Raw genomic sequence first — 19,175 nt, forward strand, 5'->3', positions numbered from 1 at the left:
CCGCCGCTGCCTGGGGCGGACCCCGCGCGCCGGCCGGCCTGGGGGGGGGGGGTCGGACACGCGGCGCCCCCCCCGCACCCCTCGCGCGTTTCCGTGCCCCGCACCCGCGGGCCGGCCGGTGCCCGACGCCCGGCCCGGGTGCCCCACCGGCCCAGCCGGCAGGCCGCCCGGCCGGTTCGGCAGTACCGTGAAGATCCCCACCGGACCCGGTCGGATCATGGGTAAGGTAAGCAAAGCGTCGAAGACGCGACAAGATCGTTCATGGTGTGCCGGGAAGACTGGTCGGCGAGTGCTCCGTCCTGCCTGCTCGACCGGAGGTCCTCTCTGTGGCCGCGTCCCCCGGCACCACCCCGCGCAAGTTCCTGGGCCTGATGTCCCTGCCCGAACGGAACTTCGTGGCGGACGCGCTGCGCGCCGAGACCGTGGGCGGGGTCCTCCTGCTGATCTCGACGGTCGCGGCCCTGATCTGGGCGAACACCCTCCCGCACAGCTACGAGACCGTCTCGCACCACCACTTCGGACCGGCCGCCCTCGGACTCGACCTGTCCGTGGAGCACTGGGCGGCCGACGGGCTGCTCGCCGTGTTCTTCTTCGTCGCCGGCATCGAGCTCAAGCGCGAGCTGGTGGCCGGGGACCTGCGGGACCCGAAGGCCGCGCTGCTGCCCGTGGCCGCCGCGGTCTGCGGCATGGCCGTCCCCGCGATCGTCTACGTCCTGACCTCCCTGTCCGGCCACGGCTCGCTCGGGGGGTGGGCCGTCCCCACCGCCACCGACATCGCCTTCGCGCTCGCCGTGCTCGCCGTCATCGGGACGTCCCTGCCGTCCGCGCTGCGCGCCTTCCTGCTCACCCTCGCCGTCGTCGACGACCTCTTCGCCATCCTGATCATCGCGGTCTTCTTCACGAGTTCCATCAACCTCGCGGCGCTCGGCGGTTCGATCGTGGGCCTCGGCGTCTTCTGGCTGCTGCTGCGCAAGGACGTACACGGCTGGTACGTGTACGTTCCGCTCGCGCTGGTCATCTGGGCCCTGATGTACAACAGCGGCATCCACGCCACCATCTCCGGCGTCGCCATGGGCCTGATGCTGCGCTGCCACTCCCGCGAAGGAGAGGAGCACTCCCCCGGCGAGCACATCGAGCATCTCGTGCGGCCGGTGTCGGCGGGACTCGCCGTGCCGCTGTTCGCCCTGTTCAGCGCCGGTGTCGTGGTCTCCGGGGGTGCCATCCAGGATGTGTTCACCCGGCCCGAGACGCTCGGCGTGGTGCTCGGACTCGTCGTCGGCAAGGCGGTCGGCGTCTTCGGCGGCACATGGCTGACGGCCCGGTTCACCAGGGCCTCGCTCAGCGACGACCTCGAATGGGCCGACGTCCTCGCCGTCGCCACCCTCGCCGGCATCGGCTTCACCGTCTCGCTGCTCATCGGTGAGCTCTCCTTCGAAGGCGACACGAGCCTCACCGACGAGACCAAGGCCGCCGTCCTGATCGGCTCGTTCATCGCGGCCGTGCTCGCCACGGCGCTGTTGAAGATACGTAACTCCAAGTACCGCTCGCTGTGCGAGGCCGAGGAGCGCGACGAGGACCACGACGGCATCCCCGACATCTACGAGGAGCACAAGCCGGCGTACCACCTGCGCATGGCGGCGATCTACGAAAGCAGGGCCGCGGAACACCGCAGGCGTGCCGAACTGGCGGGTGGGGCAAGCGAGGGGAACGACGGTCCGGCATGATCTGACAGGACCGCACAAACACATGCAGAAGAGGGAGATCGCGATGAGTGCACCCGACGGGAACCCGGTCGGTGCCGAACGCAGCATCGGCCAGCTGGTCGCCGCGGCGACGACCGAGATGTCCGCGCTGGTGCACGACGAGATCGCGCTGGCGAAGGCGCAGCTCAAGCAGGACGTCAAGCGCGGTGCGGTCAGCGGCGGCGCGTTCTCGGCGGCGGGCGCGGTCCTGATCTTCTCCCTGCCGATGCTCAGCTTCGCCCTCGCGTACGGCATCCGGACCTGGAGCCACTGGAATCTCGCGATCTGCTTCCTGCTGTCGTTCGCGGCGAACGTGCTGGTCGCGGCCGTGCTCGCGCTGATCGGCACGGTCTTCGCGAAGAAGGCCAAGAAGAGCCAGGGACCGCAGAAGGTGGCCGCCTCCATGAAGGAGACGGCGGGTGTCCTGCAGAACGCCAAGCCGCACCCGCGGCCCGAACCGGTCGAGGGCTCCGCCAAGGCTGTGGCACGCTCGTCCTCATGACGGACCCCGCCACACCTTCGGCGCAACCCACCTCGGTCGTACGGATCGACCTTCCCGGCGACCGCAAAGTCACGCACCGGGACGTGGCCGCCAACGGCGCGCGCTTCCACATCGCCGAGCTCGGCGACGGACCGCTCGTCCTGCTGCTGCACGGCTTCCCGCAGTTCTGGTGGACCTGGCGGCACCAGCTCGTCGCGCTCGCCGACGCCGGGTTCCGGGCGGTCGCCATGGACCTGCGGGGCGTCGGGGGCAGCGACCGCACCCCGCGCGGCTACGACCCCGCCAACCTCGCGCTCGACATCACCGGGGTCGTACGCTCCCTCGGCGAGCCCGACGCCGCTCTGGTAGGGCACGACCTCGGCGGCTATCTGGCGTGGACGGCGGCCGCCATGCGGCCCAAGCTCGTCCGCCGGCTCGCGGTGTCGTCCATGCCGCATCCGCGGCGCTGGCGGTCCGCGATGCTCTCCGACATCCGGCAGACGACGGCGGGCTCGTACATCTGGGGCTTCCAGCGGCCCTGGATCCCGGAGCGCCAACTCCTCGCCGACGACGCCGCCCTGGTGGGTCGTCTGGTGAGCGACTGGTCGGGCCCCCGGCAGCCGGACGAGGACACCCTGGAGACGTACCGCCGGGCCATGAGCATCCCCTCGACCGCGCACTGCTCCATCGAGCCCTACCGGTGGATGGTGCGTTCCATGGCACGCCCGGACGGCATCCAGTTCAACCGGCGCATGAAGCGACCGGTGCGGGTGCCGACCCTGCACCTGCACGGCTCGCTCGACCCGGTGATGCGGACGCGGAGCGCGGCCGGCTCCGGCGAGTACGTCGAAGCGCCGTACCGCTGGCGGCTGTTCGACGGACTCGGCCACTTCCCGCACGAAGAGGATCCGGTCGCCTTCTCCACCGAACTGATCAACTGGCTGAAGGATCCGGAACCCGACCGGTGACACCTCGGTCATCCGTGGGTGACCTCGCGAACGCGCCCGGTGCCGCGTCCGGAACGCGGCCCGTGAACACCTGTCCTATGAACCGCCAATTGCCCGGCGCATAGGCCAATTGAGGGGCCGGGGCGAGGTTATCGACCTTGGGGCAGGGGCAGACGTCGGGGTATGGGCTGGACGCACGACTACAGTGACGTAGCACGCAATCGCCGCTCGACCACGGGCTTGAGCTCTCGTCAGGGAGGCGACCCGCAGTTGACGGGCACGGATCCGCGCGTGGGGATTCCGCGCATCCTGCGGCGCCGGGCCCGCTGGGTCTCCGTGCGGCTGCGCCATCCCCGAGGCTGAGGCCCCACCGCGGTCGAGGTCCCCCGGCCGGTCACAGCGCGCAGCTGTCGCTGTCCACCTGCTGGTCGGCCGTACGCCCCTTGGCGATGTCCTGCCGGACCTCGTCCGCGGTGAGTGCGTAACCGGTCTCGGCGTCGTCGAGCGACTTCGCGAACACCACGCCGTACACCTTGCCGTCGGGTGTCAGCAGCGGTCCGCCGGAGTTTCCCTGACGGACCGTCGCGTAGAGCGAGTAGACGTCTCGGCGCACGGTCTTGCGGTGGTAGATGTCCGGGCCGTTGGCCGTGATGCGGCCCCGCACGCGCGCGGGCTGCACGTTGTACGAACCGTTCTGCGGGAACCCGGCGACGATCGCGCTGTCGCCGCTGACCGCGTCCTCGGTGCTGAACCGCAGCGCGGGCGCCTTCAGGTTCGGCACGTCGAGTACGGCGATGTCGCGCTCCCAGTCGTAGAGGACGACCGTGGCGTCGTACTTCTTGCCCTCGCCGCCTATCTGGACGGTGGGTTCGTCGACCCCGCCGACCACGTGCGCGTTGGTCATCACGCGGCGGTCGCTGAAGACGAAGCCGGTGCCTTCGAGGACCTTTCCGCAACTCTGCGCCGTACCCATGACCTTGACGATGGAGTTCCGCGAGCGGGTGGCGACGGCGCTGGCGGCGAGCTGGGGGTCGGGGGGCTGGACCTCGGTGATGGGCTCGTTGGCGAACGGGCTGAAGACCTGCGGGAAGCCGTTCTGCGCGAGGACCGAGGAGAAGTCGGCGAACCAGGTGTTGGCCTGGGCGGGCAGCGCGCGGGACACCCCGAGCAGCACCTTGGAGTTGCGGACCTCCTTGCCGAGCGTCGGCAGCGTCGTGCCGGCGAGGGCGGAGCCGATCAGCCAGGCGACGAGCAGCATCGCCACGACGTTCACCAGGGCGCCGCCGGTGGCGTCCAGGGCTCTGGCCGGGGACCAGGTGATGTACCGGCGCAGCTTGTTGCCGAGGTGGGTGGTGAGGGCCTGGCCGACGGAGGCGCAGACGATCACGACGACCACGGCGACGACGGCGGCGGTCGTACTCACCTTGCTGTCGTCGGTCGCCCAGCTCCAGACGACCGGGAGGAGGTAGACGGCGACGAGACCACCGCCCAGGAATCCGATCACCGACAGGATGCCGACGACGAAGCCCTGGCGGTAGCCCACGATCGCGAACCACACGGCAGCGACCAGCAACAGGATGTCCAGCACATTCACGAAGGTCACCTTGTCACGCGCGCCAGTCGAGCGGGACCTGCTTCTCGCGGTCCCACGGACGCTCCCAGCCCGCGAAGTGCAGGATCTTGTCGATCACTCCGGCAGTGAAACCCCAGACCAGGGCCGATTCGACCAGAAATGCCGGACCTCGGTGACCGCTGGGATGGACGGTAGTCGCACGGTTGGCCGGGTCCGTGAGATCCACCACGGGGACGGTGAAGACCCGGGCCGTCTCGCCCGGGTCGACGACGCCGACCGGCGTCGGGCGGCGCCACCAGCCGAGGACCGGGGTCACCACGAAGCGGCTGACCGGGATGTACAGCCGGGGCAGCACGCCGAAGAGCTGGACTCCGCTCGGGTCGAGACCGGTCTCCTCCTCGGCCTCGCGCAGGGCCGCGTTCAGCGGTCCGTCGGTCTTCGGGTCGCCGTCCTCGGGGTCGAGGGCACCGCCCGGGAACGACGGCTGTCCGGCGTGCGACCTGAGGGTGCCCGCCCGTTCCATGAGCAGCAGCTCGGGGCCGCGCGGCCCCTCACCGAAGAGGATGAGCACCGCGGACTGACGGCCCGCACCGTTCGCCGGCGGCAGGAAACGGCTGAGCTGGAGCGGCTCCACGGTCTCCGCGACCCGCGCGACCGGGTCCAGCCAGCCGGGCAGACCCTCCTTGCTGAGCACCGGCCCGCCCTGCGCGCCGCTCGCGTTCCGTGTGTCGCCTGCGTGCTTCATCGCCGCCCCCGTTCTGCTGTTCCCAACGCCCGCCGAAGCCGTGTTCGTTCCGTCATCCGGCGCCCAGCGGGGGCGCGGGCCTGCCGCCCGCGTCCAGATAGGCCTGCGGGGGGTTGAGCCGCTGTCCGGGGAAGCCGCCCTTCTCGTACTTCAGGAGCTTTCTCGCCTTCTCGGGGTCCGTCTCGCCCTCCCCGTACGCCGGGCAGAGGGGGGCGATGGGGCAGGCGCCGCACGCGGGCTTGCGGGCGTGGCAGATGCGGCGGCCGTGGAAGATCACGTGGTGCGACAGCATGGTCCACTCGCTCTTCGGGAAGAGCCCGCCCACGGCCGTCTCGATCTTGTCCGGCTCGGTCTCGGCGGTCCACCGCCAGCGCCGCACGAGCCGCTGGAAGTGGGTGTCGACGGTGATCCCGGGCCGCCCGAACGCGTTGCCGAGCACGACGAAGGCGGTCTTGCGGCCCACTCCGGGCAGTTTCACGAGGTCTTCGAGGCGGCCGGGCACCTCGCCCCCGAACTCGTCCCTCAGGGTCCTGGAGAGCCCTATGACGGATTTCGTCTTGGCCCGGAAGAACCCGGTCGGGCGCAGGATCTCCTCGACCTCCTCCGGGTCGGCCTCGGCGAGGTCCTCGGGGGTCGGATACCTGGCGAAGAGCGCCGGTGTCGTCTGGTTCACCCGCAGATCGGTGGTCTGGGCGGACAGGACCGTGGCGACGACCAGTTGGAAGGGGTTCTCGAAGTCCAGCTCCGGGTGGGCGTACGGGTACACCTCGGCGAGTTCGCGGTTGATGCGGCGGGCCCGGCGGACGAGAGCGGTGCGCGACTCGCCGCGCGAGGACGCGGCGGCCGACCGCGCGGAGACCCTCCTCCCGGAGGCTGTCTTCTCGGGGGCCGCCTTCTCGGAGGCGGTCTTCTCGGAGGCCGCCTTCTCGGAGGCGGTCTTCTCGGAGGCCGCCTTCCCGGACTTCTCGGACGCGGCGGTCACCCGAACGGCCTTCTTGGACGCGGTTTTCCCGGCGGGCTTCCCGGAGGGGGGCTTCTCGGCGGTCGCCCTCCCGGAGGCCGCCTCCGCCGGTGCCGCCTTCCCGGTGGCCGTTTTCGCAGGTGCCGCCTTCCCGGCGGTCCGGGGGGCCGTTCTCTTCACGTTCTTGCCGCCGGCGGTGGTCGACGCCGACTCGGACGCCACCCCGGGCGCCGCCTCCACCGGAGTCGGTTTCATCGCTTTTGCCTGTTCGCTGGTTCCGCCGGGGGCCTGTTCGCCCACAGCGGAATCCCGACATACAACCACCCGCCCAGCCCCCTTGGCCTGTGCTCTCACCGGCGATTTGGACACCCGGCCAGCCTAAAGCCCGGCGCCGACATCCGCCCCGGACCCTGAAGATCGGCCCCCAATTGGCCCCCTGCCGCACTCGTTGGGACGCCAGTGCGGCAGACTTGTGACTGATCACACTGTTTGGACCGTCCGGCAAGATGGGGAACCAGGTCCCCTGGTACCAAGGGGGAGCAAGGTCCCCTGAGCAGGTCGACAAGGAGAGAACTCGTGGACGACGTTCTGCGGCGCGCCCCGCTCTTCGCGGCGCTCGATGACGAGCAGGCCGCGGAGCTCCGCGCCTCCATGAGTGAGGTGACCCTCGCGCGAGGCGACGCCCTCTTCCATGAAGGCGACCCCGGCGACCGCCTCTATGTGGTCACCGAGGGCAAGGTGAAGCTTCACCGCACCTCCCCCGACGGGCGCGAGAACATGCTCGCCGTCCTCGGCCCCGGCGAGCTGATCGGCGAGCTGTCGCTGTTCGACCCGGGCCCGCGCACGGCGACCGCCACCGCGCTCACCGAGGTCAAGCTGCTCGGCCTCGGCCACGGCGACCTCCAGCCCTGGCTGAACGCGCGCCCCGAGGTGGCCGCCGCCCTGCTGCGCGCCGTCGCCCGGCGCCTGCGCAAGACCAACGACCAGATGTCCGACCTGGTCTTCTCCGACGTGCCCGGCCGTGTGGCGCGCGCCCTGCTCGACCTGTCGCGCCGCTTCGGCGTGCAGTCCGAAGAGGGCATCCACGTCGTGCACGACCTCACGCAGGAGGAGCTGGCCCAGCTGGTCGGCGCCTCCCGGGAGACCGTCAACAAGGCGCTCGCCGACTTCGCGGGCCGCGGCTGGCTCCGCCTGGAGGCCCGCGCGGTGATCCTCCTGGACGTGGAGAGGCTCGCCAAGCGCTCGCGCTGACGCCTGCGACCGTACGACGACGGGGTCCCGCCTCCCACCGAGGCGGGACCCCGTCGTCGTACCCCTCGCGGCCGGCCCCCCGCCGCCGTCGCCCCACCACGGTCTTCCGGTCCCCGCTCTCCCCCCGGCCCGCGCAGCCGTGGCCGTGGCAGACCCGCGGCGGTAAAAGATCTGCGGCCCCACAGCCCTTCGCGGCACAGTGGGCGCATGGCCGCACAGGGGCACCGCAGAGGGCTCGACGCCCAGGGGCACATCGAGCGCGAGGGATCGCTCGCGCGCGTCCCGTACGCCTTCGAGGCCGTCGTCGCGGCGGCCCGTGACCGGGTCCAGGACGTCTTCGGGGCCCGGCTGGACGGCGCGTACCTCTACGGCTCGATCCCGCGCGGCACCGCGCGCGTGGGACGCTCCGATCTCGACCTGCTGCTGTCGCTGCGCGAGGAGCCGACCGGCACCGACCGCGCCGCCGCCCGCGCGCTCGAAACTGCGCTCGACCGGGAGTTCGCCGAGATCGACGGCGTGGGGATCCTGCTGTTCGGCCGTGCCCGGCTGCTGAGCGACCTGGAGACCCACGACCTCGGCTGGTTCGTCGCCTGCCTCTGCACCCCCCTCGTGGGCGAGGACCTGGCCGGGCACCTTCCGCGCTACCGTCCCGACACACTGCTGGCCCGCGAGACCAACGGCGACCTCGCCCTGCTGCTGCCCCGCTGGCGCGAGCGGATCGCCGCGGCCGCGGACACCGACGGGGCCAGACGCCCGCTGGTCCGCTCGCTGTCCCGGCACCTCGTCCGCACCGGCTTCACGCTCGTCATGCCGCGCTGGAACGGCTGGACCAGCGACCTCGGGGAGATGGCCGGGGCGTTCGGCGCGTACTACCCGGGGCGGGCCGCCGAGATGCGCGGGGCGGCCGTACGCGGGTACGAGCCGACCGGCGACCCCGCCGTGCTCCGCTCCTACGCGGACGATCTGGGGCCGTGGCTGGCCGGGGAGTACGCACGCGTGCACGGCATCAAGGCACCCCGCCCCTGATGGCGCCTCTGAAGACCTCCTCCAGCCCCCTGAAGACCCCCTCCGGAATCCCGGAGAAGCCGCCGCAGTCCCGGAGAAGCCGCCACGAACGCCACCGGCCGCGGAACGCCTCCCGGACGAGCCCGTGGCCTCCTAGATGAGCCCGTGCTCCTTCAGATAGTCCATCTGCGCCCGCACCGACAGCTCGGCCGCGGGCCACAGCGACCGGTCCACGTCCGCGTAGACGCGGGCGACGACCTCTTCCGGCGACCGGAGGCCGTTCTCCACGGCCGTCTCGACCTGGGCGAGCCGGTGGGCACGGTGGGCGAGGTAGAACTCGACCGCGCCCTGCGCGTCGTCGAGGACCGGCCCGTGACCGGGCAGGACGGTGCGGACGCCGTCGTCGACCGTCAGCGAGCGCAGCCGGCGCAGGGAGTCGAGATAGTCCCCCAGACGCCCGTCGGGGTGGGCCACCACGGTCGTACCGCGCCCCAGGACGGTGTCCCCGGTCAGCACCGCCTGATCGGCCGGGAGGTGGAAGCACAGCGAGTCGGCGGTGTGCCCGGGAGTCGGCACGACACGCAGTTCGAGCCCGCCGAGGTCGATCACGTCTCCCGCCGCCAGCCCCTCGTCCCCGAGCCGCAGCGCGGGGTCCAGGGCGCGGACGGCGGTCCCCGACAGCTCGGCGAAGCGCGACGCGCCCTCCGCGTGGTCGGGGTGCCCGTGGGTGAGCAGGGTCAGCGCGACACGCTTCCCGGCCCGCTCGGCCGTGTCCAGGACCGTGCGCAGATGTACGTCGTCCAGGGGGCCCGGGTCGATGACGACCGCGAGCTCGGAGTCCGGCTCGGACACGATCCACGTGTTCGTGCCGTCCAGGGTCATCGCGGAGGCGTTGGGGGCGAGGACGTTCACCGCGCGCGCGGTGGCGGGACCGGAGAGGACCGTGCCCCGCGGCTGGCCGGGAAGGGCTGCTGCGTCGGTCATGCGGATGCCCCGCCGGTCGGGACGTGCTTGGTGAACTCGTCGTGTCCGGGCCAGGAGAGGACTACCTCGCCGTCCTCCAGACGCGCCTCGGCCAGGACGGGGGTCAGATCACGGGCGGCCGCGCCGGCGAGGGCGTCGGCGGAGCTCTCGTACTCCACGATCCCGCGCAGGGTCGCGATGGTGGGCGGCATCATCAGCAGCTCGCCCTTGTCGTAGCCGGCCGCCGCGTCGGCGGGACGGATCCACACGGTGCGGTCGGCCTCCGTGGAGGCGTTCCGCGTGCGCTGGCCCTCCGGGAGGACGGCCACGAAGAACCACGTGTCGTAGCGGCGGGACTCGAACTCCGGGGTGATCCAGCGGGCCCAGGCACCGAGCAGGTCCGAGCGGAGCACGAGCCCCCGGCGGTCGAGGAACTCCGCGAAGGACAGGTCCCTGGCGACCAGGGCCGCCCGGTCCGCCTCCCAGTCGTCCCCCGTGGTGTCACCGACCACACTGTCCGGGCCGGGGCCGGCGAGCAGGACGCCCGCCTCCTCGTACGTCTCCCGCACGGCCGCGCAGACGATGGCCTGGGCGGAGGCCTCGTCCACGCCGAGCCGCTGCGCCCACCACGCGCGCGTGGGCCCCGCCCAGCGGATCTGCTGCTCGTCGTCGCGCGGGTCCACCCCGCCGCCCGGATACGCGTACGCGCCTCCGGCGAAGGCCATGGAGGCACGTCGGCGCAGCATGTGGACCACGGGGCCGGTCTCGCCGTCCCTGACCAGCATCACCGTGGCGGCGCGCCGGGGTGCGACCGGTGTCAGCGTGCCCTCGGCGAGCGCCCGAATCCGCTCCGGCCACTCTGCCGGAAACCATTGCCCATTCCCCATGGCCGGAGGCTATCCCGAGCCGGGCGGATGTTCGAGGCCCCACCGCCCCACAGGCCCTTTTCGCCCCCTCCGCCCCTACCCGACCCGAACCTGGGGCTCCGCCCCCGGACCCCCGCTCCTCAAACGCCGGAGGCGCTGAAAATCACGCCCGCAAGGGACTGGATCCCGCACCCGCAGCCGGGATCCGGCGCGAGGGGCCGTGCCGGTACATCGATGCCCGTCGCCACCGACGGCCACGCCTCGTCCAACGGCGACGGGCTGATGCACCGGCACGGCCCCCACCCACCACCGGACCGAACCCGGTGACACCCCAGAGGGCTACGCCTGCGTGAGCTCCACCTGGATCTCGACCTCGACCGGCGCGTCCAGCGGCAGCACGGCCACACCGACCGCGCTCCGGGCGTGCACGCCCTTGTCGCCCAGCACGGCGCCCAGCAGCTCGCTCGCCCCGTTCAGCACACCCGGCTGCCCGGTGAAGTCCGACGCCGAGGCCACGAAGCCCACGACCTTGACGACACGCGCGATGCGGTCGAGGTCGCCCACGACCGACTTCACCGCCGCGAGAGCGTTCAGCGCGCACGTACGGGCGAGTTCCTTGGCCTCCTCGGCCGTGACCTCGGCCCCCACCTTCCCGGTGACCGGAAGCTTCCCGTCCACCATCGGGAGCTGCCCCGCGGTGTACACGTACACGCCCGACTGCACGGCGGGCTGGTACGCGGCCAGCGGCGGAACGACGTCCGGGAGGCTCAGTCCGAGTTCGGCGAGCTTCGCCTCGACGGCCCCGCTCACGCGGACTTCTCGCGCTTCAGGTAGGCCACGAGCTGCTCGGGGTTGGGGCCGGGCACGACCTGGACGAGCTCCCAGCCGTCCTCGCCCCAGGTGTCCAGAATCTGCTTCGTGGCGTGGACGAGCAGAGGCACGGTGGAGTATTCCCATTTGGTCATGGGGCCGACTGTAGCCGCTGGCACCCACCGGCTCCCGCCCGAGCCACCCGCCGCCCCGCCGCCGACAGCGCCGCTTGTCCACAGCCTCCTGCTTACTCCGGCGGCGGACTGGTTAGGCTCGAATACGTGAGCAGGCTCCAGGTCGTCAGCGGCAAGGGCGGTACCGGCAAGACCACGGTGGCCGCGGCCCTCGCGCTCGCCCTCGCGACCGAGGGCAAGCGCGCCCTCCTCGTCGAGGTCGAGGGCAGACAGGGCATCGCGCAGCTCTTCGAGACAGAAGCGCTGCCCTACGAGGAGCGGAAGATCGCCGTCGCTCCAGGGGGCGGGGAGGTGTACGCCCTCGCCATCGACCCCGAACTGGCGCTGCTGGACTACCTCCAGATGTTCTACAAACTGGGCGGCGCCGGCCGCGCCCTCAAGAAGCTCGGCGCGATCGACTTCGCGACCACCATCGCGCCCGGGCTGCGGGACGTGCTCCTGACCGGCAAGGCGTGCGAGGCGGTGCGGCGCAAGGAGAAGAGCGGCCGCTTCACGTACGACTACGTGGTGATGGACGCGCCCCCCACGGGCCGCATCACCCGCTTCCTGAACGTCAACGACGAGGTCGCCGGCCTCGCGAAGATCGGCCCGATACACAATCAGGCCCAGGCCGTCATGCGCGTCCTCAAGTCCCCGGAGACGGCGGTCCACTTGGTGACGCTGCTGGAGGAGATGCCCGTACAGGAGACCGCGGACGGGATCGCGGAGCTGCACGCGGCGAAGCTTCCCGTGGGCCGGATCATCGTGAACATGGTGCGTCCGGCGCTCCTCGACGGCGTCGACCTGGAGCTGGCGAAGACCGCCCCCCGTTCGGCGATCGCCAAGTCGCTCTCCGCGGCCGGGCTCGGCGGGGCGCGGCGCGGCGGGCTCGCCGAACGGCTGGTGGACCCGCTCCTCCAGCAGGCGGAGGAGTACGCCGAGCGGTACACGCTGGAGACCGAGCAGCGGAGCGTGCTGGCCGAGCAGGACCTGCCGTTGCACGAACTCCCGCTGCTCGCCGAGGGCCTGGACCTGGCGGGCCTGTACGAACTGGCCGCACAGCTGCGTAAGCAAGGGATGTCATGAGCCTGGACCCCGCCCGTGTCCTCGATCTCGACCCGCTGCTCGACGACCCGGAGACCCGCATCGTGGTGTGCTGCGGTTCGGGCGGCGTCGGCAAGACGACCACGGCGGCGGCGCTCGGGCTGCGCGCCGCGGAGCGCGGCCGCAAGGTGGTCGTGCTCACCATCGACCCCGCGCGCAGGCTGGCGCAGTCGATGGGCATCGACTCCCTCGACAACACCCCGCGCCGGGTGAAGGGCGTCGAGGGCAGCGGCGAGCTGCACGCCATGATGCTCGACATGAAGCGCACGTTCGACGAGATCGTCGAGGCGCACGCGGACGGCGCCCGGGCGGCGGCCATCCTCAACAACCCCTTCTACCAGTCGCTTTCGGCGGGCTTCGCGGGCACGCAGGAATACATGGCGATGGAGAAGCTGGGCCAGCTGCGGGCGCGCGACGAGTGGGACCTGATCGTGGTCGACACTCCGCCGTCCCGCTCGGCACTGGACTTCCTGGACGCCCCGAAGCGGCTCGGTTCCTTCCTCGACGGGCGGCTGATCCGGCTGCTGACGGCACCGGCGAAGCTGGGCGGCCGGGCCGGCATGAAGTTCCTGAACGTCGGGATGTCGATGATGACGGGCACCCTGGGCAAGCTGCTCGGGGGCCAGCTCCTCAAGGACGTGCAGACGTTCGTCTCGGCCATGGACACCACGTTCGGCGGTTTCCGTACGCGGGCCGACGCCACGTACAAGCTGCTCCAGGCGCCCGGCACCGCGTTCCTGGTGGTGGCGGCGCCCGAGCGGGACGCGCTGCGCGAGGCCGCGTACTTCGTGGAGCGGCTGGCCGCGGAGGAGATGCCGTTCGCCGGGCTGGTGCTCAACCGGGTGCACGGCAGCGGAGCCACCCGGCTCTCCGCCGAGCGGGCGCTCGCCGCCGCGGAGGACCTCGATTCGGCCGATTCCACCGATTCCGCCGAATCCATCGAAGCCATCGAAGCGGAGAGTCCGGAGGCCGCGGCGGGGAACGCCGACGTCGGCGACGGGAAGAGTCCCGGGGCCGGGGACGGGGACGGGACGAACACCGAAGTCGGCGACGTCGAAACCCCCGAGTCCGCAGCCGCATCCTCAGACGCAGAAAATCTTGCCGGCGTCCGCATTGTGGATCAGGCGGGCGGGAAGGCTGGACTTCGTAACTCTCCCGACACGTACGGCAGTTCAGAATCACCGGGTTCCGGCGCACCAGTTCCTGACGAAGGCTCCCCCGCCACCACGCACAGGACAGCCGCCACGGACCGGACCACCGCCACGGACGGGACCGTCACCACGGACCCCGAGCGATCCGTGGACCAGCTCACCGCAGGCCTGCTGAGGCTCCACGCCGAGCGCATGCAGCTGCTCTCCCGTGAGCAGCGCACGCGTGACCGCTTCGCCGCGCGCCACCCGGAGGTGCCGGTGGCGGAAGTCGCCGCGCTGCCCGGAGACGTCCACGATCTCGCCGGGCTGCGGGACATCGGGAACCGGCTCGCGGCCCACCGGCCGGAGCTCCCCGAAAGCTGAGCGCGGAGGCGCTGAGCTGAGCGCGGAGGCGCTGAGGGGGCGTTCGGGCCCTGTCCGACCCCGCGACCGCCGAGCGGGCCCCGGAAGGGCCCGCACGGGTCCGAGGGGCCCGAGAGCGGCGTCCTGGCCGCGACGGGCCAACTCCCCTCAGCCCACCGCCGCGTAGCGCTCGTACACCTCTTCCTCGTCGAGGGGCAGCAGACCCGCCCCGCGCTCGTACTCCGTGCGCGCGGTCTCGAGCAGACGACGCCACGAGGTGACGGTCGGCCGCCGGCGCAGCAGCGCGCGGCGCTCACGCTCGGTCATGCCACCCCACACGCCGAATTCGACGCGGTTGTCGAGCGCATCGGCGAGGCACTCCGTGCGAACCGGACATCCGGTGCACACTGCCTTGGCCCTGTTCTGCGCTGCTCCTTGAACGAACAGTTCATCCGGATCGGTAGTGCGGCAGGCCGCCTGCGCACTCCAGTCGGTTACCCAGCCCATACCGGCGCCGTCCTCTCCCGAATCGAGGCTCCCCCACGGCGGCAGCGGCATATTCACCGCCGCCAGTTGAGGACGTTACGGAAGGTGGGCACAGCGCAACACCCCCTTCGGGCCCAATCTTGAATGGCCCGAACGGACTATGCGTAAGCGGCAGATCACCCGGGGGAGTGAGCCGAGGACATACGCGACCATCCCGACGAACCGGGACAGTCGGGTCGAGTCACAACGGACGCCTTGTGACACACAAGGCTGATTCGGACACGCGCTCCACAAGAACGCGGAACCTCCGGAACGATTCGGGTTCGCCGGACGTATTGATACGTGGCCGCACTGCTGTGACAGTTGAGAGCAGCTTAGGCCAAGGCATATACGCGTGTCCGGCGAATGAGAACGTAGGCTGCCCTCATGCCAAAGAAGCGCTCGGGCGGTGGTCTGTCCCCTACGCAGCAGGCCGCCAAGTTCCTCGGTGTCAGCGTGCTCGCGGGCGCCGTCATGGCCGGAATCGCGCTGCCCGCCGCGGGTGTGCTCGGTCTGGCGGCCAAGGGGTCGGTCCAGGGGTTCGACGAGATCCCGGACAACCTGAAGAGTCCGTCGCTGAGTCAGCGGACCACGATCCTGGACAGCAAGGGCGGTCAGATCGCGACCGTCTACTCGCGCGACCGGACCGTGGTCGACCTCAAGGACATCTCGCCCTCCATGCAGAAGGCGATCGTCGCGATCGAGGACTCGCGCTTCTACGAGCACGGCGCGATCGACCTCAAGGGCATCCTGCGCGCGGTCAACCAGAACGCGCAGAACGGCGGCGTGGCCCAGGGTGCCTCCACCCTGACCCAGCAGCTCGTGAAGAACTACTTCGTGGAGGAGGCCGGCGACGACCCGACCAAGGTCGCCCAGGCCACCCAGCAGACCATCGGCCGCAAGATCCGCGAGCTCAAGTACGCGATCCAGCTCGAAGAGAAGCTGGGCAAGAAGAAGATCCTCGAGAACTACCTGAACATCACGTTCTTCGGTGAGCAGGCGTACGGCATCGAGGCCGCCTCCCAGCGCTACTTCTCCAAGCACGCCAAGGACCTGAACCTCCAGGAGTCCGCGCTGCTCGCGGGCATCGTCCAGTCGCCGAGCCGGTACGACCCGGTCAACGACGAGGAGGAGGCCCTCAAGCGCCGCAACACCGTGCTGCAGCGCATGGCCGAGGTGCACGACATCTCCCAGGAGCAGGCCGACGCCGCCAAGGCGACGAAGCTCGGGCTGCACGTCAGCCAGCCGAAGAACGGCTGCATCACGGCCATCAAGGGCGCCAGCTTCTTCTGCAAGTACGTGGAGAAGGTCTTCCTGAGCGATCCGGTCTTCGGCAAGACCCGGGAGGAGCGGGCGAAGGTCTGGAACCAGGGCGGCCTGACCATCCGTACGACGCTCGACCCGCAGTCCCAGGCGTCGATCCGGGAGTCGCTGAAGGACCACATCTACAAGTCCGACAAGGTCGCCGCGGCGGCCACCCTGGTCGAGCCCGGCACCGGGAAGATCCTCGGGATGGGCCAGTCGAAGCCGTACGGCTACGGAAAGAACGAGACCGAGTACAACTACTCGGTCGACTACGCCATGGGCGGCTCGAACTTCGGCTTCCCCACCGGTTCGACGTTCAAGCCGTTCGTGGCCGCGGCCGCGCTGGAGCAGGGCCGGCCCTCGACGCAGGAGTACTCCTCGCCGTACAAGATGCCGTACCCCAGCCCGGTGCAGACCTGCAGCAGCAAGCCGTGGACCAACCAGGCCAACGAAGAGGTCCCGAACGAGAGCGAGTCCGAGCGGGGTCCGTACCAGCTGAAGGAGGCGATGGCCAAGTCGGTCAACACCTACTTCGTGCAGATGATCTCCGACATCGGCCTGTGCCCGGTGATGAACCAGATCGGCAAGCTCGGCGTGGTCCAGGGCAACGGCGACAAGCTCCCCGAGGTTCCCTCCATCGCCCTGGGCGCCAAGGGCATCTCTCCGCTCACCATGGCCACGGCCTACGCGGCCTTCGCCTCCCGCGGCATGTACTGCACCCCGATCGCCATCGAGGCGATCAGCCAGCAGGTCGGCGACAGTGAGAAGTCCCTCGACGTGCCCAAGTCGACGTGCTCGCGGGCGATGTCCGAGACGACCGCGGACACCATCAACAGCCTGCTGAGCGGCGTGATCGACTCCGGTACGGGCCAGCAGGCCGGTCTCACCGACCGCGCCAACGCCGGCAAGACGGGTACGACCGACGAGCGCAGGAACGCCTGGTTCGTCGGCTACACGCCGAACCTGTCCGGCGCGGTCTGGGTCGGCAGCGCCACCCAGCAGGTCCAGATGCGGGGCATCCAGATCGGCGGCGTCTGGCACGACAAGGTGTACGGCGGTCAGGTTCCCGGCCCCATCTGGCGGGACCTGATGTCGGGCGCCCTCTCGGGCAAGGACGCGCCGTCCTTCAACCTGGTCAACATTCCCGACCCCGAGAAGAAGCAGGAAGAGGACCAGGACGACGACGGCCGCGGCCGCGGTCGCCACGGCGGCAGGGGGAACGACAACACCATCGCCGGCAACACCATCAACGGCCAGAGCAACGGCGGAGTGGTGTTCCCGACGCCTTCCTTCTCCTTCCCCGAGGGCTTGATCCAGGGCAACACGAACAACGGCAACGGGAACGGCGGCCCGCGCTGAGCCGTAACCCGTAGCCGCGGCCCGTACGCCGGGCGCGTGAACGCGTGAACGCCCCGTGGGCCAGGAGTCGGTCCTGGCCCACGGGGCGTTCTGCGTAATCCGGAGCGGGGCCGGGTACCGGGCCGGAGTCGGCGCCGGGGCGGGAAGCGGATCCGGAACCAGGCCCGGAGAGAGAACCAGGCCCGGAACGGGCACCGGCTCCGACCCCGGAGCTGGTGCCGACGCCTACGGAGCCGGCACCAGCGACAGCACCAGCGGTGATGTCGGCGTCAGCCCGCGAGCAGCTGCTTCACGACGGCGGCGACGCGGCCGCCCTCGGCCTGCCCGGCCACCTTCGGGTTCACGATCTTCATGACGGCGCCCATCGCGCGCGGACCCTCGGCACCGGCCGCCTTCGCCTCCTCGACGGCCTGGACGACGATCTGCCGAAGCTCGTCGTCGGAGAGCTGCTTGGGCAGGTACACGGCGAGCACTTCGCCCTCCGCCAGCTCACGCTCGGCCGACTCGGTGCGGCCGCCCTGCGTGAAGGCCTCCGCGGCCTCACGGCGCTTCTTCGCCTCGCGGGCGATCACCTTCTGCACCTCGTCGTCGGAGAGGTCGCGCTTGGTCTTGCCCGCGACCTCCTCGTTGGTGATCGCGGAGAGGGTCAGCCGGAGCGTCGAGGAGCGGAGCTCGTCGCGCCCCTTGATCGCGGCGTTGAGGTCTTCCTGCAACTTCGACTTGAGCGTGGTCATGCCGCCAAGTGTCGCAGGTGCGGTGATGTGGACGCCTGTTGATTTCGCAGCGCGCCCGGCCGGGGCCCGGAGGCCGTCCGGGAACGCCCTCCCTCCGCGGTGCCGCGCGGGACTTCCGGACTGTCCACAGCCGGTGAAGGGCGCTCAGCGGAGTCTGACACGATGGGCGCATGCGCGCGCTATACAAAGTACCCCTGGGAATCACGGCGGTGGGTGCCGCCGGTCTGCTGTACTCGGCGGGGTTCGAGGCCCGTTCCTTCCGCCTGCGGCGGGTGACCGTCCCGGTCCTGCCTCAGGGGATGCGGCCGTTGCGCATTCTGCAGGTCTCGGACATCCACATGGTGAGCGGGCAGCGCAAGAAGCAGCGCTGGCTGCGCTCCCTGGCCGGTCTGCGCCCCGACTTCGTGATCAACACCGGGGACAACCTCTCGGACCCGGAGGGCGTGCCCGAGGTGCTGGACGCGCTCGGCCCCCTCATGGAGTTCCCGGGTGCCTACGTCTTCGGTTCGAACGACTACTACGGCCCCACGCTCCGCAACCCCGCCCGGTACCTGTTCGAGAAGGCGGCGGGCCGGCACGGGCTGAACGGCAACAAGCCGGTCGTGGGCGCCGTCCACAACCCGTGGGAGGGCCTGCGCGACGGTTTCGACACCGCGGGCTGGCTGAACCTGACGAACACCCGGGGGACGCTGAAGATAGAGGGCTCGGAGATCGAGCTGACGGGCCTCGACGACCCGCACATCAAGCGCGACCGCTACGCGCGCGTGGCCGGCGGCCCGTCCGAGTCCGCCGACTTCTCGATGGGTGTCGTGCACGCCCCGTACCTGCGCAGCCTGGACGCCTTCACGGCCGACGGCTACCCCCTGATCCTGGCGGGCCACACCCACGGCGGCCAGATCTGCCTCCCCTTCTACGGCGCCTTCGTCACCAACTGCGACCTGGACACGGACCGCGTCAAGGGCCTCTCCAGGCACACGGCGGAGGGCCGGACCTCGTACATGCACGTCTCGGCGGGCTGCGGCGCGAGCCGCTACACGCCGGTCCGCTTCGCCTGCCCGCCGGAGGCGTCGCTGCTGACGCTGGTGGAGCGGGCGTAGCGGTTGCAGGGGGCCGGGCGTCGAGGGGGCCGAGGCCCGGT

Annotated in this window: 19 protein-coding genes and 1 pseudogene; 11 read left to right on the plus strand and 9 right to left on the minus strand. The window is 70.9% G+C overall.

Features of this window, described 5'->3' with window-relative positions; genetic code table 11:
• The first annotated feature begins 371 nt into the window (after positions 1-371).
• From nhaA to ACFW6B_RS05880, 4 genes are all read left to right on the plus strand, one after another.
• The gene (gene nhaA, locus ACFW6B_RS05865; protein ID WP_386592710.1) at positions 372-1,724 is read left to right on the plus strand and encodes a Na+/H+ antiporter NhaA; all 1,353 of its coding nucleotides are present in this window, start codon (positions 372-374) and stop codon (positions 1,722-1,724) included.
• 43 nt (positions 1,725-1,767) lie between these two features.
• Positions 1,768-2,244 carry a phage holin family protein gene (locus tag ACFW6B_RS05870; protein ID WP_386592411.1) on the plus strand — a complete coding sequence of 159 codons (477 nt, stop codon included), beginning with the start codon at positions 1,768-1,770 and terminating at the stop codon, positions 2,242-2,244.
• Positions 2,241-3,191 (plus strand): alpha/beta fold hydrolase, encoded by a 951-nt coding sequence (locus ACFW6B_RS05875; protein WP_386592414.1) that lies wholly within the window; start codon positions 2,241-2,243, stop codon positions 3,189-3,191. Before ACFW6B_RS05870 ends, ACFW6B_RS05875 begins: the two co-directional genes overlap by 4 nt.
• 162 nt (positions 3,192-3,353) lie before the next feature.
• Positions 3,354-3,533 (plus strand): hypothetical protein, encoded by a 180-nt coding sequence (locus tag ACFW6B_RS05880; RefSeq protein ID WP_386592416.1) that lies wholly within the window; start codon positions 3,354-3,356, stop codon positions 3,531-3,533.
• 31 nt (positions 3,534-3,564) lie between these two features.
• Here the strand turns inward: ACFW6B_RS05880 and ACFW6B_RS05885 are convergent, their stop codons facing one another.
• From ACFW6B_RS05885 to nth, 3 genes are read right to left on the minus strand one after another with little or no spacing between them, the layout of a single operon-like run.
• Positions 3,565-4,764: a MarP family serine protease gene (locus ACFW6B_RS05885; RefSeq protein ID WP_386592418.1), complete on the minus strand. Its 1,200-nt coding sequence runs from the start codon at positions 4,762-4,764 to the stop codon at positions 3,565-3,567.
• A 13-nt stretch (positions 4,765-4,777) separates the two neighbouring features.
• Positions 4,778-5,488 carry an NUDIX hydrolase gene (locus ACFW6B_RS05890; protein ID WP_386592420.1) on the minus strand — a complete coding sequence of 237 codons (711 nt, stop codon included), beginning with the start codon at positions 5,486-5,488 and terminating at the stop codon, positions 4,778-4,780.
• Between the two features lie 52 nt (positions 5,489-5,540).
• A complete protein-coding gene (gene nth / locus ACFW6B_RS05895; protein WP_386592422.1) occupies positions 5,541-6,470 on the minus strand; it encodes an endonuclease III in 930 nt (309 codons plus the stop codon).
• Here nth and ACFW6B_RS05900 point away from each other — a divergent pair.
• From ACFW6B_RS05900 to ACFW6B_RS05910, 3 genes and pseudogenes are all read left to right on the plus strand, one after another.
• A pseudogene (locus ACFW6B_RS05900) lies at positions 6,391-6,831 on the plus strand (hypothetical protein); the annotation flags it as partial. The gene nth and the pseudogene ACFW6B_RS05900 sit on opposite strands and share 80 nt — an antisense overlap.
• Positions 6,832-7,025: 194 nt before the next feature.
• Positions 7,026-7,700, plus strand: a complete 675-nt coding sequence (locus tag ACFW6B_RS05905; protein ID WP_006382668.1) for a Crp/Fnr family transcriptional regulator — start codon at positions 7,026-7,028, stop codon at positions 7,698-7,700.
• Positions 7,701-7,907: 207 nt separating this feature from the next.
• Positions 7,908-8,726 (plus strand): nucleotidyltransferase, encoded by an 819-nt coding sequence (locus ACFW6B_RS05910; RefSeq protein WP_386592426.1) that lies wholly within the window; start codon positions 7,908-7,910, stop codon positions 8,724-8,726.
• Between the two features lie 132 nt (positions 8,727-8,858).
• Here the strand turns inward: ACFW6B_RS05910 and ACFW6B_RS05915 are convergent, their stop codons facing one another.
• The 4 genes from ACFW6B_RS05915 to ACFW6B_RS05930 form a co-directional block, all read right to left on the minus strand.
• Positions 8,859-9,689 (minus strand): MBL fold metallo-hydrolase, encoded by an 831-nt coding sequence (locus tag ACFW6B_RS05915; protein WP_386592428.1) that lies wholly within the window; start codon positions 9,687-9,689, stop codon positions 8,859-8,861.
• The gene (locus tag ACFW6B_RS05920; RefSeq protein WP_386592430.1) at positions 9,686-10,555 is read right to left on the minus strand and encodes an NUDIX hydrolase; all 870 of its coding nucleotides are present in this window, start codon (positions 10,553-10,555) and stop codon (positions 9,686-9,688) included. Before ACFW6B_RS05920 ends, ACFW6B_RS05915 begins: the two co-directional genes overlap by 4 nt.
• 318 nt (positions 10,556-10,873) lie before the next feature.
• Complete coding sequence (locus ACFW6B_RS05925) at positions 10,874-11,344, minus strand: RidA family protein (RefSeq protein WP_386592432.1); 471 nt, start codon at positions 11,342-11,344, stop codon at positions 10,874-10,876.
• Entirely contained in the window at positions 11,341-11,499 is a 159-nt protein-coding gene (locus ACFW6B_RS05930) for a DUF4177 domain-containing protein (RefSeq protein ID WP_386592434.1), read from the minus strand. The genes ACFW6B_RS05925 and ACFW6B_RS05930 overlap by 4 nt, the downstream gene beginning before the upstream one ends.
• A 126-nt stretch (positions 11,500-11,625) precedes the next feature.
• On the opposite strand from ACFW6B_RS05930, the gene ACFW6B_RS05935 reads away from it, so the two are divergent.
• Both ACFW6B_RS05935 and ACFW6B_RS05940 read left to right on the plus strand, forming a co-directional pair.
• Positions 11,626-12,603, plus strand: coding sequence for an ArsA family ATPase (locus tag ACFW6B_RS05935; protein ID WP_386592435.1), 978 nt, complete (start codon positions 11,626-11,628; stop codon positions 12,601-12,603).
• Positions 12,600-14,135: an ArsA family ATPase gene (locus tag ACFW6B_RS05940; RefSeq protein ID WP_386592437.1), complete on the plus strand. Its 1,536-nt coding sequence runs from the start codon at positions 12,600-12,602 to the stop codon at positions 14,133-14,135. Before ACFW6B_RS05935 ends, ACFW6B_RS05940 begins: the two co-directional genes overlap by 4 nt.
• Positions 14,136-14,282: 147 nt before the next feature.
• Here the strand turns inward: ACFW6B_RS05940 and wblA are convergent, their stop codons facing one another.
• A complete protein-coding gene (gene wblA / locus ACFW6B_RS05945) occupies positions 14,283-14,621 on the minus strand; it encodes a transcriptional regulator WblA (RefSeq protein ID WP_028799159.1) in 339 nt (112 codons plus the stop codon).
• 405 nt (positions 14,622-15,026) lie between these two features.
• Here wblA and ACFW6B_RS05950 point away from each other — a divergent pair, with 405 nt between their 5' ends.
• Positions 15,027-17,303, plus strand: coding sequence for a transglycosylase domain-containing protein (locus tag ACFW6B_RS05950; protein ID WP_386592439.1), 2,277 nt, complete (start codon positions 15,027-15,029; stop codon positions 17,301-17,303).
• A gap of 269 nt (positions 17,304-17,572) precedes the next feature.
• Here the strand turns inward: ACFW6B_RS05950 and ACFW6B_RS05955 are convergent, their stop codons facing one another.
• Complete coding sequence (locus tag ACFW6B_RS05955) at positions 17,573-18,037, minus strand: GatB/YqeY domain-containing protein (RefSeq protein WP_386592441.1); 465 nt, start codon at positions 18,035-18,037, stop codon at positions 17,573-17,575.
• A 170-nt stretch (positions 18,038-18,207) separates the two neighbouring features.
• Here ACFW6B_RS05955 and ACFW6B_RS05960 point away from each other — a divergent pair, with 170 nt between their 5' ends.
• The gene (locus ACFW6B_RS05960) at positions 18,208-19,134 is read left to right on the plus strand and encodes a metallophosphoesterase (protein ID WP_386592443.1); all 927 of its coding nucleotides are present in this window, start codon (positions 18,208-18,210) and stop codon (positions 19,132-19,134) included.
• Positions 19,135-19,175: the final 41 nt, after the last annotated feature.

The organism is Streptomyces sp. NPDC058751 (assembly GCF_042746485.1).
Classification (GTDB): Bacteria; Actinomycetota; Actinomycetes; order Streptomycetales; family Streptomycetaceae; genus Streptomyces.

Bases quoted from the DNA above. Each gene is read 5' to 3' on its own strand.
- nhaA (WP_386592710.1), top strand. From the start codon at position 372: ATGTCCCTGCCCGAACGGAACTTCGTGGCGGACGCGCTGCGCGCCGAG.
- ACFW6B_RS05870 (WP_386592411.1), top strand. From the start codon at position 1,768: ATGAGTGCACCCGACGGGAACCCGGTCGGTGCCGAACGCAGCATCGGC.
- ACFW6B_RS05875 (WP_386592414.1), top strand. From the start codon at position 2,241: ATGACGGACCCCGCCACACCTTCGGCGCAACCCACCTCGGTCGTACGG.
- ACFW6B_RS05880 (WP_386592416.1), top strand. From the start codon at position 3,354: ATGGGCTGGACGCACGACTACAGTGACGTAGCACGCAATCGCCGCTCG.
- ACFW6B_RS05890 (WP_386592420.1), bottom strand. From the start codon at position 5,488: ATGAAGCACGCAGGCGACACACGGAACGCGAGCGGCGCGCAGGGCGGG.
- ACFW6B_RS05910 (WP_386592426.1), top strand. From the start codon at position 7,908: ATGGCCGCACAGGGGCACCGCAGAGGGCTCGACGCCCAGGGGCACATC.
- ACFW6B_RS05915 (WP_386592428.1), bottom strand. From the start codon at position 9,689: ATGACCGACGCAGCAGCCCTTCCCGGCCAGCCGCGGGGCACGGTCCTC.
- ACFW6B_RS05920 (WP_386592430.1), bottom strand. From the start codon at position 10,555: ATGGGGAATGGGCAATGGTTTCCGGCAGAGTGGCCGGAGCGGATTCGG.
- ACFW6B_RS05930 (WP_386592434.1), bottom strand. From the start codon at position 11,499: ATGACCAAATGGGAATACTCCACCGTGCCTCTGCTCGTCCACGCCACG.
- ACFW6B_RS05940 (WP_386592437.1), top strand. From the start codon at position 12,600: ATGAGCCTGGACCCCGCCCGTGTCCTCGATCTCGACCCGCTGCTCGAC.
- wblA (WP_028799159.1), bottom strand. From the start codon at position 14,621: ATGGGCTGGGTAACCGACTGGAGTGCGCAGGCGGCCTGCCGCACTACC.
- ACFW6B_RS05950 (WP_386592439.1), top strand. From the start codon at position 15,027: ATGCCAAAGAAGCGCTCGGGCGGTGGTCTGTCCCCTACGCAGCAGGCC.
- ACFW6B_RS05955 (WP_386592441.1), bottom strand. From the start codon at position 18,037: ATGACCACGCTCAAGTCGAAGTTGCAGGAAGACCTCAACGCCGCGATC.
- ACFW6B_RS05960 (WP_386592443.1), top strand. From the start codon at position 18,208: ATGCGCGCGCTATACAAAGTACCCCTGGGAATCACGGCGGTGGGTGCC.